The sequence below is a fragment of the Bacillus sp. Pc3 genome, from assembly GCF_000815145.1.
GTDB lineage: Bacteria > Bacillota > Bacilli > Bacillales > Bacillaceae > Bacillus > Bacillus velezensis.
This window is the reverse complement of the sequence record NZ_CP010406.1, coordinates 1,197,272-1,211,329: the sequence shown is the minus strand read 5'-3', so window position 1 is coordinate 1,211,329 and position 14,058 is coordinate 1,197,272. Positions and strand designations below refer to the sequence as shown.

7 protein-coding genes, 16 tRNA genes, 2 rRNA genes and 1 riboswitch are annotated in these 14,058 nt (G+C 48.3%); of the genes, 24 read left to right on the top strand and 1 reads right to left on the bottom strand.

Annotated features, from left to right (window positions below; translation table 11 throughout):
* Positions 1–71: 71 nt before the first annotated feature.
* The 21 genes from SB24_RS05485 to thiC all read left to right on the top strand — a co-directional run bounded on the left by SB24_RS05485 (position 72) and on the right by thiC (position 9,473).
* Positions 72–3,001: ribosomal RNA gene (locus SB24_RS05485) — 23S ribosomal RNA — on the top strand.
* A gap of 102 nt (positions 3,002–3,103) precedes the next feature.
* Positions 3,104–3,219 (top strand): 5S ribosomal RNA (gene rrf, locus SB24_RS05480).
* 9 nt (positions 3,220–3,228) lie between these two features.
* Positions 3,229–3,303, top strand: a tRNA-Asn gene (locus SB24_RS05475).
* A 5-nt stretch (positions 3,304–3,308) separates the two neighbouring features.
* Positions 3,309–3,399 (top strand) — tRNA-Ser (locus tag SB24_RS05470).
* A gap of 36 nt (positions 3,400–3,435) precedes the next feature.
* Positions 3,436–3,507, top strand: a tRNA-Glu gene (locus SB24_RS05465).
* 10 nt (positions 3,508–3,517) lie between these two features.
* Positions 3,518–3,593: transfer RNA gene (locus tag SB24_RS05460), tRNA-Val, on the top strand.
* A 7-nt stretch (positions 3,594–3,600) separates the two neighbouring features.
* Positions 3,601–3,677 (top strand) — tRNA-Met (locus SB24_RS05455).
* Positions 3,678–3,684: 7 nt separating this feature from the next.
* Positions 3,685–3,761: transfer RNA gene (locus tag SB24_RS05450), tRNA-Asp, on the top strand.
* A 10-nt stretch (positions 3,762–3,771) separates the two neighbouring features.
* Positions 3,772–3,847: transfer RNA gene (locus tag SB24_RS05445), tRNA-Phe, on the top strand.
* Positions 3,848–3,850: 3 nt separating this feature from the next.
* Positions 3,851–3,923: transfer RNA gene (locus SB24_RS05440), tRNA-Thr, on the top strand.
* Positions 3,924–3,934: 11 nt separating this feature from the next.
* A tRNA-Tyr gene (locus SB24_RS05435) sits at positions 3,935–4,019 on the top strand.
* Between the two features lie 10 nt (positions 4,020–4,029).
* Positions 4,030–4,103 (top strand) — tRNA-Trp (locus tag SB24_RS05430).
* A gap of 29 nt (positions 4,104–4,132) precedes the next feature.
* Positions 4,133–4,208: transfer RNA gene (locus SB24_RS05425), tRNA-His, on the top strand.
* A 9-nt stretch (positions 4,209–4,217) separates the two neighbouring features.
* A tRNA-Gln gene (locus SB24_RS05420) sits at positions 4,218–4,289 on the top strand.
* Positions 4,290–4,342: 53 nt separating this feature from the next.
* Positions 4,343–4,417: transfer RNA gene (locus tag SB24_RS05415), tRNA-Gly, on the top strand.
* 6 nt (positions 4,418–4,423) lie between these two features.
* A tRNA-Cys gene (locus SB24_RS05410) sits at positions 4,424–4,494 on the top strand.
* 7 nt (positions 4,495–4,501) lie between these two features.
* Positions 4,502–4,590: transfer RNA gene (locus SB24_RS05405), tRNA-Leu, on the top strand.
* A 245-nt stretch (positions 4,591–4,835) separates the two neighbouring features.
* Positions 4,836–4,917: transfer RNA gene (locus tag SB24_RS05400), tRNA-Leu, on the top strand.
* 145 nt (positions 4,918–5,062) lie between these two features.
* A complete protein-coding gene (locus SB24_RS05395; RefSeq protein WP_039252267.1) occupies positions 5,063–6,634 on the top strand; it encodes a Na+/H+ antiporter NhaC family protein in 1,572 nt (523 codons plus the stop codon).
* An 86-nt stretch (positions 6,635–6,720) separates the two neighbouring features.
* The gene (locus tag SB24_RS05390; RefSeq protein WP_033574442.1) at positions 6,721–7,419 is read left to right on the top strand and encodes a Type 1 glutamine amidotransferase-like domain-containing protein; all 699 of its coding nucleotides are present in this window, start codon (positions 6,721–6,723) and stop codon (positions 7,417–7,419) included.
* A 49-nt stretch (positions 7,420–7,468) separates the two neighbouring features.
* A riboswitch (TPP riboswitch) is annotated at positions 7,469–7,579 on the top strand.
* 121 nt (positions 7,580–7,700) lie between these two features.
* Entirely contained in the window at positions 7,701–9,473 is a 1,773-nt protein-coding gene (thiC, locus tag SB24_RS05385; RefSeq protein ID WP_015417078.1) for a phosphomethylpyrimidine synthase ThiC, read from the top strand.
* Between the two features lie 40 nt (positions 9,474–9,513).
* Here the strand turns inward: thiC and SB24_RS05380 are convergent, their stop codons facing one another.
* Positions 9,514–10,869, bottom strand: coding sequence for an FAD-binding oxidoreductase (locus tag SB24_RS05380; RefSeq protein WP_025284453.1), 1,356 nt, complete (start codon positions 10,867–10,869; stop codon positions 9,514–9,516).
* Positions 10,870–11,126: 257 nt separating this feature from the next.
* On the opposite strand from SB24_RS05380, the gene SB24_RS05375 reads away from it, so the two are divergent.
* The 3 genes from SB24_RS05375 (at position 11,127) to SB24_RS05365 (ending at position 14,055) form a co-directional block, all read left to right on the top strand.
* Positions 11,127–11,306, top strand: a complete 180-nt coding sequence (locus tag SB24_RS05375) for an FbpB family small basic protein (protein WP_015417079.1) — start codon at positions 11,127–11,129, stop codon at positions 11,304–11,306.
* Positions 11,307–11,308: 2 nt separating this feature from the next.
* Positions 11,309–13,030 carry an ABC transporter substrate-binding protein gene (locus SB24_RS05370; RefSeq protein WP_039252263.1) on the top strand — a complete coding sequence of 574 codons (1,722 nt, stop codon included), beginning with the start codon at positions 11,309–11,311 and terminating at the stop codon, positions 13,028–13,030.
* A gap of 101 nt (positions 13,031–13,131) precedes the next feature.
* On the top strand, positions 13,132–14,055 hold the full coding sequence (locus SB24_RS05365) for an ABC transporter permease (protein WP_197985248.1): 924 nt from the start codon (positions 13,132–13,134) through the stop codon (positions 14,053–14,055).
* Positions 14,056–14,058: the final 3 nt, after the last annotated feature.

The window sequence follows — 14,058 nt, the reverse complement described above, 5'->3', positions numbered from 1 at the left end:
GAAAACTAGATAACAGAAGTAATTCACATTCAATTAGTAATGCAAGATATCACGTAGTGATTCTTTTTAACGGTTAAGTTAGAAAGGGCGCACGGTGGATGCCTTGGCACTAGGAGCCGATGAAGGACGGGACGAACACCGATATGCTTCGGGGAGCTGTAAGCAAGCTTTGATCCGGAGATTTCCGAATGGGGAAACCCACCACTCGTAATGGAGTGGTATCCATATCTGAATACATAGGATATGAGAAGGCAGACCCGGGGAACTGAAACATCTAAGTACCCGGAGGAAGAGAAAGCAAATGCGATTCCCTGAGTAGCGGCGAGCGAAACGGGACCAGCCCAAACCAAGAGGCTTGCCTCTTGGGGTTGTAGGACACTCTGTACGGAGTTACAAAGGAACGAGGTAGATGAAGAGGTCTGGAAAGGCCCGCCATAGGAGGTAACAGCCCTGTAGTCAAAACTTCGTTCTCTCCTGAGTGGATCCTGAGTACGGCGGAACACGTGAAATTCCGTCGGAATCCGGGAGGACCATCTCCCAAGGCTAAATACTCCCTAGTGACCGATAGTGAACCAGTACCGTGAGGGAAAGGTGAAAAGCACCCCGGAAGGGGAGTGAAAGAGATCCTGAAACCGTGTGCCTACAAGTAGTCAGAGCCCGTTAACGGGTGATGGCGTGCCTTTTGTAGAATGAACCGGCGAGTTACGATCCCGTGCAAGGTTAAGCAGAAGATGCGGAGCCGCAGCGAAAGCGAGTCTGAATAGGGCGAATTGAGTACGTGGTCGTAGACCCGAAACCAGGTGATCTACCCATGTCCAGGGTGAAGTTCAGGTAACACTGAATGGAGGCCCGAACCCACGCACGTTGAAAAGTGCGGGGATGAGGTGTGGGTAGGGGTGAAATGCCAATCGAACCTGGAGATAGCTGGTTCTCTCCGAAATAGCTTTAGGGCTAGCCTCAAGGTAAGAGTCTCGGAGGTAGAGCACTGATTGGACTAGGGGCCCCTACCGGGTTACCGAATTCAGTCAAACTCCGAATGCCGATGACTTATCCTTGGGAGTCAGACTGCGAGTGATAAGATCCGTAGTCGAAAGGGAAACAGCCCAGACCGCCAGCTAAGGTCCCAAAGTATACGTTAAGTGGAAAAGGATGTGGAGTTGCTTAGACAACCAGGATGTTGGCTTAGAAGCAGCCACCATTTAAAGAGTGCGTAATAGCTCACTGGTCGAGTGACTCTGCGCCGAAAATGTACCGGGGCTAAACGTATCACCGAAGCTGCGGACTGTTCTTCGAACAGTGGTAGGAGAGCGTTCTAAGGGCTGTGAAGCAAGACCGGAAGGACTTGTGGAGCGCTTAGAAGTGAGAATGCCGGTATGAGTAGCGAAAGAGGGGTGAGAATCCCCTCCACCGAATGCCTAAGGTTTCCTGAGGAAGGCTCGTCCGCTCAGGGTTAGTCGGGACCTAAGCCGAGGCCGAAAGGCGTAGGCGATGGATAACAGGTTGATATTCCTGTACCACCTCCTCACCATTTGAGCAATGGGGGGACGCAGGAGGATAGGGTAAGCGCGGTATTGGATATCCGCGTCCAAGCAGTTAGGCTGGGAAATAGGCAAATCCGTTTCCCGTGAAGGCTGAGCTGTGATGGCGAGCGAATTATAGTAGCGAAGTTCCTGATTCCACACTGCCAAGAAAAGCCTCTAGCGAGGTGAGAGGTGCCCGTACCGCAAACCGACACAGGTAGGCGAGGAGAGAATCCTAAGGTGATCGAGAGAACTCTCGTTAAGGAACTCGGCAAAATGACCCCGTAACTTCGGGAGAAGGGGTGCTCTGTTAGGGTGCAAGCCCGAGAGAGCCGCAGTGAATAGGCCCAGGCGACTGTTTAGCAAAAACACAGGTCTCTGCGAAGCCGTAAGGCGAAGTATAGGGGCTGACGCCTGCCCGGTGCTGGAAGGTTAAGAGGAGCGCTTAGCGTAAGCGAAGGTGCGAATTGAAGCCCCAGTAAACGGCGGCCGTAACTATAACGGTCCTAAGGTAGCGAAATTCCTTGTCGGGTAAGTTCCGACCCGCACGAAAGGCGCAACGATCTGGGCACTGTCTCAACGAGAGACTCGGTGAAATTATAGTACCTGTGAAGATGCAGGTTACCCGCGACAGGACGGAAAGACCCCGTGGAGCTTTACTGCAGCCTGATATTGAATGTTGGTACAGCTTGTACAGGATAGGTAGGAGCCTTGGAAACCGGAGCGCCAGCTTCGGTGGAGGCATCGGTGGGATACTACCCTGGCTGTATTGACCTTCTAACCCGCCGCCCTTATCGGGCGGGGAGACAGTGTCAGGTGGGCAGTTTGACTGGGGCGGTCGCCTCCTAAAAGGTAACGGAGGCGCCCAAAGGTTCCCTCAGAATGGTTGGAAATCATTCGCAGAGTGTAAAGGCACAAGGGAGCTTGACTGCGAGACCTACAAGTCGAGCAGGGACGAAAGTCGGGCTTAGTGATCCGGTGGTTCCGCATGGAAGGGCCATCGCTCAACGGATAAAAGCTACCCCGGGGATAACAGGCTTATCTCCCCCAAGAGTCCACATCGACGGGGAGGTTTGGCACCTCGATGTCGGCTCATCGCATCCTGGGGCTGTAGTCGGTCCCAAGGGTTGGGCTGTTCGCCCATTAAAGCGGTACGCGAGCTGGGTTCAGAACGTCGTGAGACAGTTCGGTCCCTATCCGTCGCGGGCGCAGGAAATTTGAGAGGAGCTGTCCTTAGTACGAGAGGACCGGGATGGACGCACCGCTGGTGTACCAGTTGTTCTGCCAAGGGCATCGCTGGGTAGCTATGTGCGGACGGGATAAGTGCTGAAAGCATCTAAGCATGAAGCCCCCCTCAAGATGAGATTTCCCATTCCGCAAGGAAGTAAGATCCCTGAAAGATGATCAGGTTGATAGGTCTGAGGTGGAAGTGTGGCGACACATGGAGCTGACAGATACTAATCGATCGAGGACTTAACCAATTTGAATGTATGCTTACTGTTATCTAGTTTTGAGAGAATTTTTTTAAAAAAACTCTTGCTTTTTCTGAAATACATAGTATAATAATACATGTCACTAAAATGTCTGGTGATGATGGCGAAGAGGTCACACCCGTTCCCATGCCGAACACGGAAGTTAAGCTCTTCAGCGCCGATGGTAGTCGGGGGTTTCCCCCTGTGAGAGTAGGACATCGCCAGGCAGACTTCATTCCGCAGTAGCTCAGTGGTAGAGCTATCGGCTGTTAACCGATCGGTCGTAGGTTCGAATCCTACCTGCGGAGCCATTTATGGAGAGCTGTCCGAGTGGCCGAAGGAGCACGATTGGAAATCGTGTAGGCGGTAACCCCGTCTCAAGGGTTCGAATCCCTTGCTCTCCGCCACTAATTATCAATACATAACAAACGAAAAAATACCAGGGCCCGTTGGTCAAGCGGTTAAGACACCGCCCTTTCACGGCGGTAACACGGGTTCGAATCCCGTACGGGTCACTTATATGATGGAGGATTAGCTCAGCTGGGAGAGCATCTGCCTTACAAGCAGAGGGTCGGCGGTTCGAGCCCGTCATCCTCCACCATTATCATCGCGGGGTGGAGCAGTTCGGTAGCTCGTCGGGCTCATAACCCGAAGGTCGCAGGTTCAAATCCTGCCCCCGCAACCAAAAAAATGGTCCGGTAGTTCAGTTGGTTAGAATGCCTGCCTGTCACGCAGGAGGTCGCGGGTTCGAGTCCCGTCCGGACCGCCATTTATAAAAAGGCTCGGTAGCTCAGTTGGTAGAGCAACGGACTGAAAATCCGTGTGTCGGCGGTTCGATTCCGTCCCGAGCCACCATTTGCCGGTCTAGCTCAATTGGTAGAGCAACTGACTTGTAATCAGTAGGTTGGGGGTTCAAGTCCTCTGGCCGGCACTCTAAATGATGGAGGGGTAGCGAAGTGGCTAAACGCGGCGGACTGTAAATCCGCTCCCTCAGGGTTCGGCAGTTCGAATCTGCCCCCCTCCACCATTTTATAAATAGGGGCATAGTTTAACGGTAGAACAGAGGTCTCCAAAACCTCCGGTGTGGGTTCGATTCCTACTGCCCCTGCCACTATTTTATTTATTCATCTTCAGATTATGGCGGTTGTGGCGAAGTGGTTAACGCACCAGATTGTGGCTCTGGCACTCGTGGGTTCGATTCCCATCAATCGCCCCATTTTATCATTGGGCTATAGCCAAGCGGTAAGGCAACGGACTTTGACTCCGTCATGCGTTGGTTCGAATCCAGCTAGCCCAGTTGCATTTTTTTAAAAACAACAGCATAAGATGTATTAAGTTCTTTTACATGTTGCGGAAGTAGTTCAGTGGTAGAACATCACCTTGCCAAGGTGGGGGTCGCGGGTTCGAATCCCGTCTTCCGCTCCAAATTACGGCGGCATAGCCAAGTGGTAAGGCAGAGGTCTGCAAAACCTTTATCCCCGGTTCGAATCCGGGTGTCGCCTTTCTATTGCCGGGGTGGTGGAATTGGCAGACACACAGGACTTAAAATCCTGCGGTAGGTGACTACCGTGCCGGTTCAAGTCCGGCCCTCGGCACCAATTTAACTTTGAACGAACTATGTTAAATTGGTCATCAGTTTTCACATTATAAAACATATATGAGAGTGATTTGCATATTGCAGATCACTTTTTTTATATAATAAAAACGTAATGACTATCAATATAAGTTTCTTGCTTGTATCGCATATACTGCATTACCATTTAAAAAACTTTGCTAAAACCGTTGACGTTTTATGAAATACATGTTATATTTATATACGTCGGTTGAACACGACGCATTACATGCCGGTGTGGCGGAATTGGCAGACGCGCACGACTCAAAATCGTGTTCCTTCTGGAGTGCCGGTTCGACCCCGGCCACCGGTATACAAAGGCTTCTACAATATGTAGAAGCCTTTTTTGTTGCATGAAAATATCCTCCAAAGCTTGTGAAAACATGATACCTGCTGATTGTATAAATCCGCTTTTTTCAAAGATACTAACAAGAAGTTCTTTGAAAGAGGTGTTTTTTATGGAAGGGACTTGGGCTTGTCTTATCCCATTTATTCTGGTCATTCCTATTTCAATCATTACAAAGCAAGTGCAGTCCGGTCTGTTTGTCGGTTTGCTGGTCGGAAGCTATCTTTTGCATCCCAGCTTGCTTGGCGGGATTGAACATATGGTTCAATATGTAATCAGCAACATTGTCGTCACCAATAATATTAGAATCATTGTGTTTCTATATTCATATGCCGGCCTTGTAGGGATTATAAAGCTGACCGGCGGGATAAAAGGATTCGTCCATTTGATCAGTAAAAAAGTTAAAACCAAAAAAGGTGCGATGCTGCTTGCATGGCTGTCGACATTTGGCACGTTCAGTGAACCGGACTTTCGCATCGTCACAATTGCACCGATCATGAAAGCTTTAAGCAAGCGTCTGAACCTGTCGAAACAGAAAATTGCGTATGCCATTGAGTTTACGGCAAACCCTGTCATTGCCTTGATTCCGATAGCAACGGCATTTGTCGGCTACATGGTTTCCATTATCGGACAGGCCCTTAAAACGTCAGGAATAGATCAGCCGGCTTACACGGTGTATGTGAAAAGTATTCCCTTCAATTTTTTCTCCATTGTGATTATAGTAGTCGGAATTTATTACTGCTTTTTTAAGAAACAAAAAGCGGACGAAAGCTTAGAAAAAACAGAAAAGAGCGGACAAACTTCTGCTCGCAAACATAACAAAAATACGGAACCGATTCCGCGGAACAGCGGTGTGTTGCTTTCAAAAGGCTCAGGTTCATTCAACATGGAAACAGGGACGATCTCAGATATTCACGATGGACATACGGGAATGTTCGAAAGTGATGAGCATGCTGACCAGCAGGAGGAGCTGGATTCGGCGCACCGTGCTTATATTAAGGAAACACCGATTCGGCCTTGGAATTTAATCATTCCGATCGGGCTGTTTTTGCTATTAACACTCTTTCTCAGCTGGTGGGACGGCCATTCAAAAGCACAAGGGTTTTTGAATGCTTTTATCAAAAGCGATATGCTTGGCGTCATGTTAACCGCATTATTGGCAGCGGTTATTGCAGCATTTGCTCTTTTTATGTTTCAGCGTTTTCATGCAGGCGAGCTTGTTACCCATTTTATTAAGGGCGGAAACGAATTGGTCAACGTTATTATTATGTTATCGCTGATTTGGGCCGTAACAGCAGTATCTGAAGATCTGGGATTCTCGAAATATGTTACTTCTCATTTAACGTCATGGATCCCTCATATGTTTATTGCGCCGTCTCTTTTTATACTGGGGGCTGTTATATCCTATTTTATCGGGTCATCCTGGGGGACTTGGGGGCTATTAATGCCGCTCGGCGTAACGCTGGCGGTACAGTCACATACCAGTTTATTATTAGCGATCGGGGCCGTGTTTGCGAGCGGAACATTTGGAGCGTTTGCTTCTCCTCTCAGTGATAATACGGTGACAACCTGTACGGTGTTGGGGATCGATGTTGTGAAGTATGCCCGTTCGAAGCTTGTTCCGGCGCTTATCGCCGCGGGGATCTCCGTTGTGTTATACGGTGCGTTTTCATTTTTCAGATAACAAATACTTTTTAAAGGCGGTATCCGGAATGGGGGGTAACGCCTTTTTATGAGCTGTTATACTAGAGGAAAAAAGAGGTGATGACATTGAAGCAGATTATTGCAATGGGCGGCGGGGGCTTTTCCATGGAGCCGGATCATCTTGTGCTGGATCAGTATATTTTAGAGCAGTCGGCGCGGTCAAAGCCGAAAATTTGTTTTTTGCCGACGGCAAGCGGAGATTCGGAGAATTATATCGGCAGGTTTTATCAGGCCTTTCAAAAGCTGCGGTGTGAGCCGGATCACTTGTCGCTGTTTAAACCGCCGGGTTCTGATCTCAGATCCTTTCTCATGAAGAAAGATATTATATATGTCGGCGGCGGAAATACGCGCAATATGCTTGTCTTATGGAAAGAGTGGGGGCTTGACCTTATTCTTCGTGAGGCTTGGGAAAACGGCATCATGTTGGCGGGTCTCAGCGCCGGGGCGATTTGCTGGTATGAAGAAGGAGTGACGGATTCAGCTGGAGATTTGAGAGAGTTAAGAGCTTTAGGATTTTTGCGGGGAAGCTTTTGTCCGCACTATGACGGAGAAGCGGAGCGCCGGCCGGTGTATCACCGTCTGATTTCAGAAAAGAAACTCAGGGAGGGCTATGCCGCTGATGACGGCGCTGCGCTTCATTATAAAGACGGTCAGCTGTTCCGGGCTGTCTCCTCCCGGGAAACCGCAAAGGGTTATCGGGTTTTTAATACCGAAAAAGGCGTTCGGGAAACAGAGCTTATGACCTTACCGTTATCTGAATTTTGATAATATGCTTTTTTTTGTACACAACTTATGTTACGATGAGAGCGAAATCAATAGTTACTGGGGGTGCCCGTCTGAGCGGGCTGAGAGAGAAGCGGCGGCTTCTTAACCCTTTGGACCTGATCTGGTTCGTACCAGCGTGGGGAAGTAAAGGTTTTATTATTGTTGATGAAAACAATAATAGTTTCTTTCTGACTGCAAAACCGGGTTCTTCTTTGAACCCGGTTTTTTTGTGCTGGTGCTGAGCTTGGTTCTGTTATTCAAATGATAAAGGAGAGATTTGTATGCAAAATCAATCAGTACAGCAAGCGAACATTTCCATTATGTCGAGTTTTTCCGGCAGTAAAAAGGTTTATGCAGAAGGTTCTTCGCCCGATATACGAGTGCCGATGCGGGAAATCAGCCTGAGTGCGACTACGGGGGCATTCGGGGAAGAGGAGAATGCGCCGGTCCGTGTTTATGATACGAGCGGGCCGTATACAGACCCAGATGTACAGATTGATATTCATGAAGGGCTGGGGGCGCTCCGCACAAAGTGGATTACCGGGCGCGGAGATGTAGAAGAATATAACGGCCGGACCGTGAGACCTGAAGACAACGGCTATAAAAAAGAGGGCCGTGCCGCCGAATACCCCGGCCTACAGCGGAAACCGCTTCGGGCCAAGCCGGGGAAAAATGTAACACAATTGCATTATGCGAGAAAAGGCATCATTACGCCGGAAATGGAGTTTATCGCAATACGTGAGCATGTGTCTCCCGAATTTGTCAGGGAAGAGGTGGCGAGCGGCCGGGCGATTATTCCTTCTAACGTCAACCACCCGGAAAGCGAGCCGATGATTATCGGCCGGAATTTTCATGTGAAAATCAATGCCAATATCGGCAACTCGGCTGTTACATCTTCTATCGAAGAAGAAGTCGAAAAAATGACGTGGGCGATTCGCTGGGGCGCCGATACGATGATGGACTTATCCACGGGAAAAGACATTCATACGACGCGTGAATGGATTATCCGCAACTGCCCCGTGCCTGTGGGGACGGTGCCGATATATCAGGCGCTTGAAAAAGTAAATGGCATTGCCGAGGATTTAACGTGGGACATTTATCGTGACACATTGATTGAGCAGGCGGAGCAGGGCGTGGATTATTTCACCATCCATGCCGGCGTACTGCTTCGTTACGTCCCGTTAACGGCTAAACGCACGACGGGAATCGTATCCCGCGGCGGGGCAATTATGGCGCAATGGTGCCTGGCTCATCATCAGGAAAGCTTTCTGTACACGCATTTTGAAGACATTTGTGAAATTATGAAAACCTATGATATCGCTTTTTCTCTTGGTGACGGGCTTCGCCCCGGTTCGATTGCGGATGCCAATGATGAAGCGCAGTTTGCGGAATTGGAAACTCTCGGAGAATTGACGGAGATTGCGTGGAAGCACGATGTGCAAGTGATGATCGAAGGACCGGGTCATGTGCCGATGCATAAAATTAAGGAAAACATGGACAAGCAGCTGGAAATTTGTAAAGAGGCGCCTTTTTACACGCTCGGACCATTAACGACGGATATCGCTCCGGGTTATGACCACATTACTTCAGCAATCGGCGCGGCGATGATCGGCTGGTACGGGACGGCGATGCTTTGCTATGTCACGCCGAAGGAGCATTTGGGGCTGCCGAATCGTGATGATGTAAGAGAAGGTGTCATCACGTACAAAATCGCGGCACATGCCGCAGACCTTGCTAAAGGGCATCCGGGTGCACAGATCCGTGACGATGCTCTGTCTAAGGCGCGGTTTGAATTCCGGTGGCGTGATCAATTTCATTTGTCGCTTGATCCTGAAAGAGCAATGGAATATCATGATGAAACGCTGCCGGCTGAAGGCGCAAAAACGGCTCACTTCTGTTCGATGTGCGGTCCGAAGTTCTGCAGTATGAGAATTTCTCAGGATATTCGTGATTATGCGAAGGAAAACGGACTTACTGAAGACGAGGCCGTCAACGAAGGGCTGAAAGAAAAAGCAAAAGAGTTTGCAGAGAAGGGAAGCCGTTTATATCAATAAAAGAAAAGATGAAGATGGAGTTTGCCCATCTTCATCTTTTTTAGAAAAACGGTGAACGGCGAAGCGGCGGAATGCTCTGTTCAAAGCGGAATATATTTTCCGGATCGTATTTCGTTTTGACTTGACGGAGGCGGTGAACATTTTCTCCGTAATACGTTTGCAGCCAGTTTCTGATTTCTCTATCAGGCCAATTCACGTAATCTCCCATCGTTTCTCTTGATAGGGACGTTCTCAGTCCTTCGATCCAGCGGACATTTTGTCTTTCTTCTTCAGCAGATGTCCAAGTTGTAATATATTCTTGGGCAATGATTGCGTTGCGATAGTAGAATGCCGTTTGGTCAGGAGCGATCCGTCCGGCCGCCCCGCCGAGAGATTGCTGCCACACACTGGCGTTTTCGTTCGGAGCGTGCTCTAAATAGCGCTTTAAAGTGGAAATCGCGCGTGTTGATAATGGTTTTTCAATAAAGGATCCTGACCGCTTCATCTTTTGCGGCTGATTGCCTCCCGGGCTGTTAAAAAAGGCTGCCGCTTTAATAAATGGCACTGTCTTGACCATGCCGCTTGCCGGTTTTCCCGCTTTCATTAACGGAGCCAGCAGTTCTTTCAGCTCATCCTTTGTCCCGGTAAATTGACCGAGCGCTTCTATGCGGTTTACTTCCTTAGGCCAAAACTGAATTGATGAGGTAAGCCGGTTGTCTGTAAATGGAGCCCAGCGCTGCCATGTGTTAAATACTTCCTCAAAATCATCCCAGCCCCAAGTGACAGAAAAAACAGACACGCACGAGATCGGCACGGCTTTAAACATCATGGATGTGACAATGCCGAAGTTGCCTCCCCCTCCGCCCTGAGATGCCCAAAATAGATCAGAGTGCTTTGAGCGGTTGACTGTGATCAAGTCAGCACCCGCTTTTTCGTCCGCTATGATCATTTCGAGCTGGAGGAGACGATCGCAAGTAAGTCCGGCTGTCCTTGTTAAATATCCGATTCCTCCCCCGAGCGTCAGCCCTGTGATTCCCACATTCGCAATGGTTCCCGCAGGAAGGGTCAAGCCGTACCGCCAGAGTGTCCGGTAGACTTCCCCCAATTCGGCTCCCGCTTCAATCGAGACCAGCCGCTTATCCTCATTTACTCTTATTTTCTTCATTTCACTGAGATCAATGACTAGTCCGTCATTTAACAGGGAAAAATTTTCGTAGCTGTGTCTTCCGCCTCTGATACGGAAAGGCACATTGTTCTCACGTGCCCATCTCACCGCATTGAGGGCGTCATGTTTGTTTTGACAAAACACAATGATGTCTGGATATCTTTGCAGGCTTAAATTGATATTGGTTCTTGCAGCATTATAGTCCGGGTCATCTTTTTTGACGATGCGACCGGTCAATGTTGTCTTTTCCACATTCTCACTCACTTTCACTTGTACTCTGCTATGTTTTCTAGCATATGCGGAAAAATGAGAGAGTGTATGAGGAAAACCCCCGGAAGGAAACGATATTTTAAATTATAGTTGACAGGTAGGGATTGTATGAATTAACATAATCATTACATATTTCCAAACGATGGCTGATCGGATCACCGAAGGCTCTTATCTTTTAAACAGATAAGGGCCTTTTTTGCGTGAAAGTCATGAATGAAATGAAAAGCGGAGGGATAAAAGTGGCGTTAAAAAAGGTATCACATGTACGCAAAAAGAGCAAAAAACGAAAAAAGTACAGAAAATACACATTGAATTTCGAACTGCTTGTAGAGAAAAACAAACGGGAGATTATGAGAAATGAGGAACAGATGGAGCAGATTTATATAAAGATAGATGAAAAGCATGCGGGGGTTCGATAAAGATGAAGGAGAGAAAATGGAGGATAAAAACAACGGTACTCGCGCTGTCGGTATCCATCATGTTATCAGGGTGCGCGTTAGGGAGCGCCGGGGAAGAACCGTCATCTGCGGTGGATAAAAAGGAAGAAACACGTATTGCCCATGTCAAGACAAAGGAATTTAAAGCTTCTCATCCGGCGGCCATTCCCGCTAAATCGAAAGCCAGAACTGACACTTTTGTTGCTGGGATTTCCGCGCCGGGCGGTGTGTTTCTGCCGTACTTTTACGAAAACGGCTGGGACGGAAATGCGACAGATCCTATTTTTGAACCGTTAGTCAAACTGGATAAAACGGGGAAGCCTGCCCCGGCTCTTGCGGAAAGCTGGAAAATTTCCAAAGATCAGCTTACATACACGTTCCGTTTAAGAAAAAATCTCGTTTTCAGCGACGGTTCACCGCTGACCGCAAAGGATGCCGCATTCACTTTAACACTGCTGCATGATCCTGCATACGCGGGCTATGAAGATATCACCATGGCCTATATTAAAGGCGGTAAGGCTTACAAAGAAGGAAAGGCAAAGACGATAGAGGGCATTCGCCTCCTTGATGACAGAACCATTCAAATCACGACTGAGAAAGTCAGTGCGAAGTCGCTGCTTCTTTTAGGCGGCCAGGTGCTGTCAGAAGCCTACTACGGAAAGAAATATCAATTCGGCAAACTGGACTATTTAAAAGAGCTTTATGCCAAACCGCTCGGAGCGGGACCTTATCAATTTACAGAATATCTTCCGGGACAGGAAATACGCTATCAGGCTAATGAACACTATTATGCCGGAAAACCAAAAACCGAAAAGCTGATTTATAAAATTATCGATCCGTCAACTTCCCTTCAGCTGTTTGAAACGGGTGACCTAGATTACGCTTCTTTTTCACCTGATGATGATACGGTTCAGCATTTAAAAAGTCTCGGTTTTGCCAATATAAGCGTATCTGTCGTGAATGATTACGGGCTTGTGTACGTCAATCACAAGCGTCCGCCTTTTCAAGATAAGAAAGTGTCCCAGGCGCTTATTTACGGACTTGACCGTCAAAAAATCGTCGATGTCCGCTTTAAACGCTACGGAGAAGTCGCGAATGTGCCGGTGTCTCCGGTTTCGTGGGCTTATGATGACAAAGATGTCAATCGATACGCGTTTAACCCTGAAAAAGCCAGAAAGCTTCTCGATGAAGCGGGCTGGAAAACGGGCAAAGACGGTGTACGTGAAAAAAACGGCAAAAAGCTTGAAATCAGCTATTACACGTCTAAAGCGGATGATGATTTCATCCCGATCGCGAAAGAAAATTACGCGGACATCGGAATCTCATTAAAACCGGAAGTGATGGATTTTAATACAGAAGTAGCGAAAATAAATGACAAACAATATGACCTTGCCGCCGTTTCCACCTCGCAGATTCTTGATCCGAATGACACGGTGGAAAAGCTGGCTTCCGGCCATCCCAATAATGTAACGGGGTATTCCAATCCGAAAGCGGACCGGCTGATAGAGAAAGGAGCCGGCACGCTTGATATCAGCAAAAGAAAAGAGATTTATCACCAGCTGTACCGGGAGCTCGGGGAAAACCCGCCTTACATTCTGATTCATTACCGTCAGAGTGCAAGGGCGGTCAGCGGAAAAATAAAAGGGCTTGAGCCTGACAATTATTCTGGAATCAGTTCAAGTCTCTCAAATGTCTCAATTCAATAGAACGGTTGGGCAAAATACCCGGTGCATCCTGGGGATTTTGCCCTTTCAGCGGAAAGGAGGGGCTTTTTGTGAAACGGTATGCCGCAGAACGATTCATTCAAATGCTTGTGATCTTATTCGGTACGTCCTTTATTATTTTTTTCTTATTCGCCATGCTGCCGGGCGACTATATTGATTCCAATGTAAACCTGACTCCTGAAAGAGCGCAGGAGTTAAAAGCGCTTTACGGGCTGGATCAGCCGATTTGGCAGCGCTATGTGACATGGCTCGGAAATGTGCTCAGCGGAGATTTTGGGTTTTCTTTGAAATATCAGGAGAACGTCCTGTCACTGCTTCGGAAATATGTCTGGAATTCGTTTTTTGTCGCGTTTTTGGCGTTGCTTGTCACATGGTCAGCCGCGATGATAACGGGTGTCATATCCGCTGTCAGGAAATACTCATGGTTTGACGGGATCGTGACGTTTCTTGTTTTTGCTTCCATGGCGTTCCCGTCTTTTTTTATCAGCCTTCTGTTTATTAAGTGGTTTGGGGTGGATTTGAAAATATTGCCCGTCGGCGGGATGATTGATACCGGAAGCACGAGTACAGGTTTTTCGTACGTGCTTGAAGCCGCCAGACATATGATTCTTCCGGTCGTGATTTTATCTATGCTCGGCATCGGCTCGCTGACAAGGTATTTCCGCTCCGGCATGCTGGACGTGATCAGACAGGATTATATCAGAACGGCGAGAGCGAAGGGATTGAAAGAGCGCACCGTCATCTGGAAACATGCGTTGAAAAACGCGCTCATTCCGGCCATCACCCTGCTTGCTTTTGAACTGCCGGGACTGTTTTCCGGAGCCATCATTATTGAACAGATTTTCGGGTGGCCGGGTGTCGGACGTATTCAGATGGAATCTGTGCATTATCGTGATTATCCGGTTTTGATGGCGTTTACCTTGTTTTTGTCTTGTTTAACGATTGTGGGGAACTTCTTGGCGGATATCGCTTATGCCGCGGTTGATCCGCGGGTCAGGCTGAAATAGGGG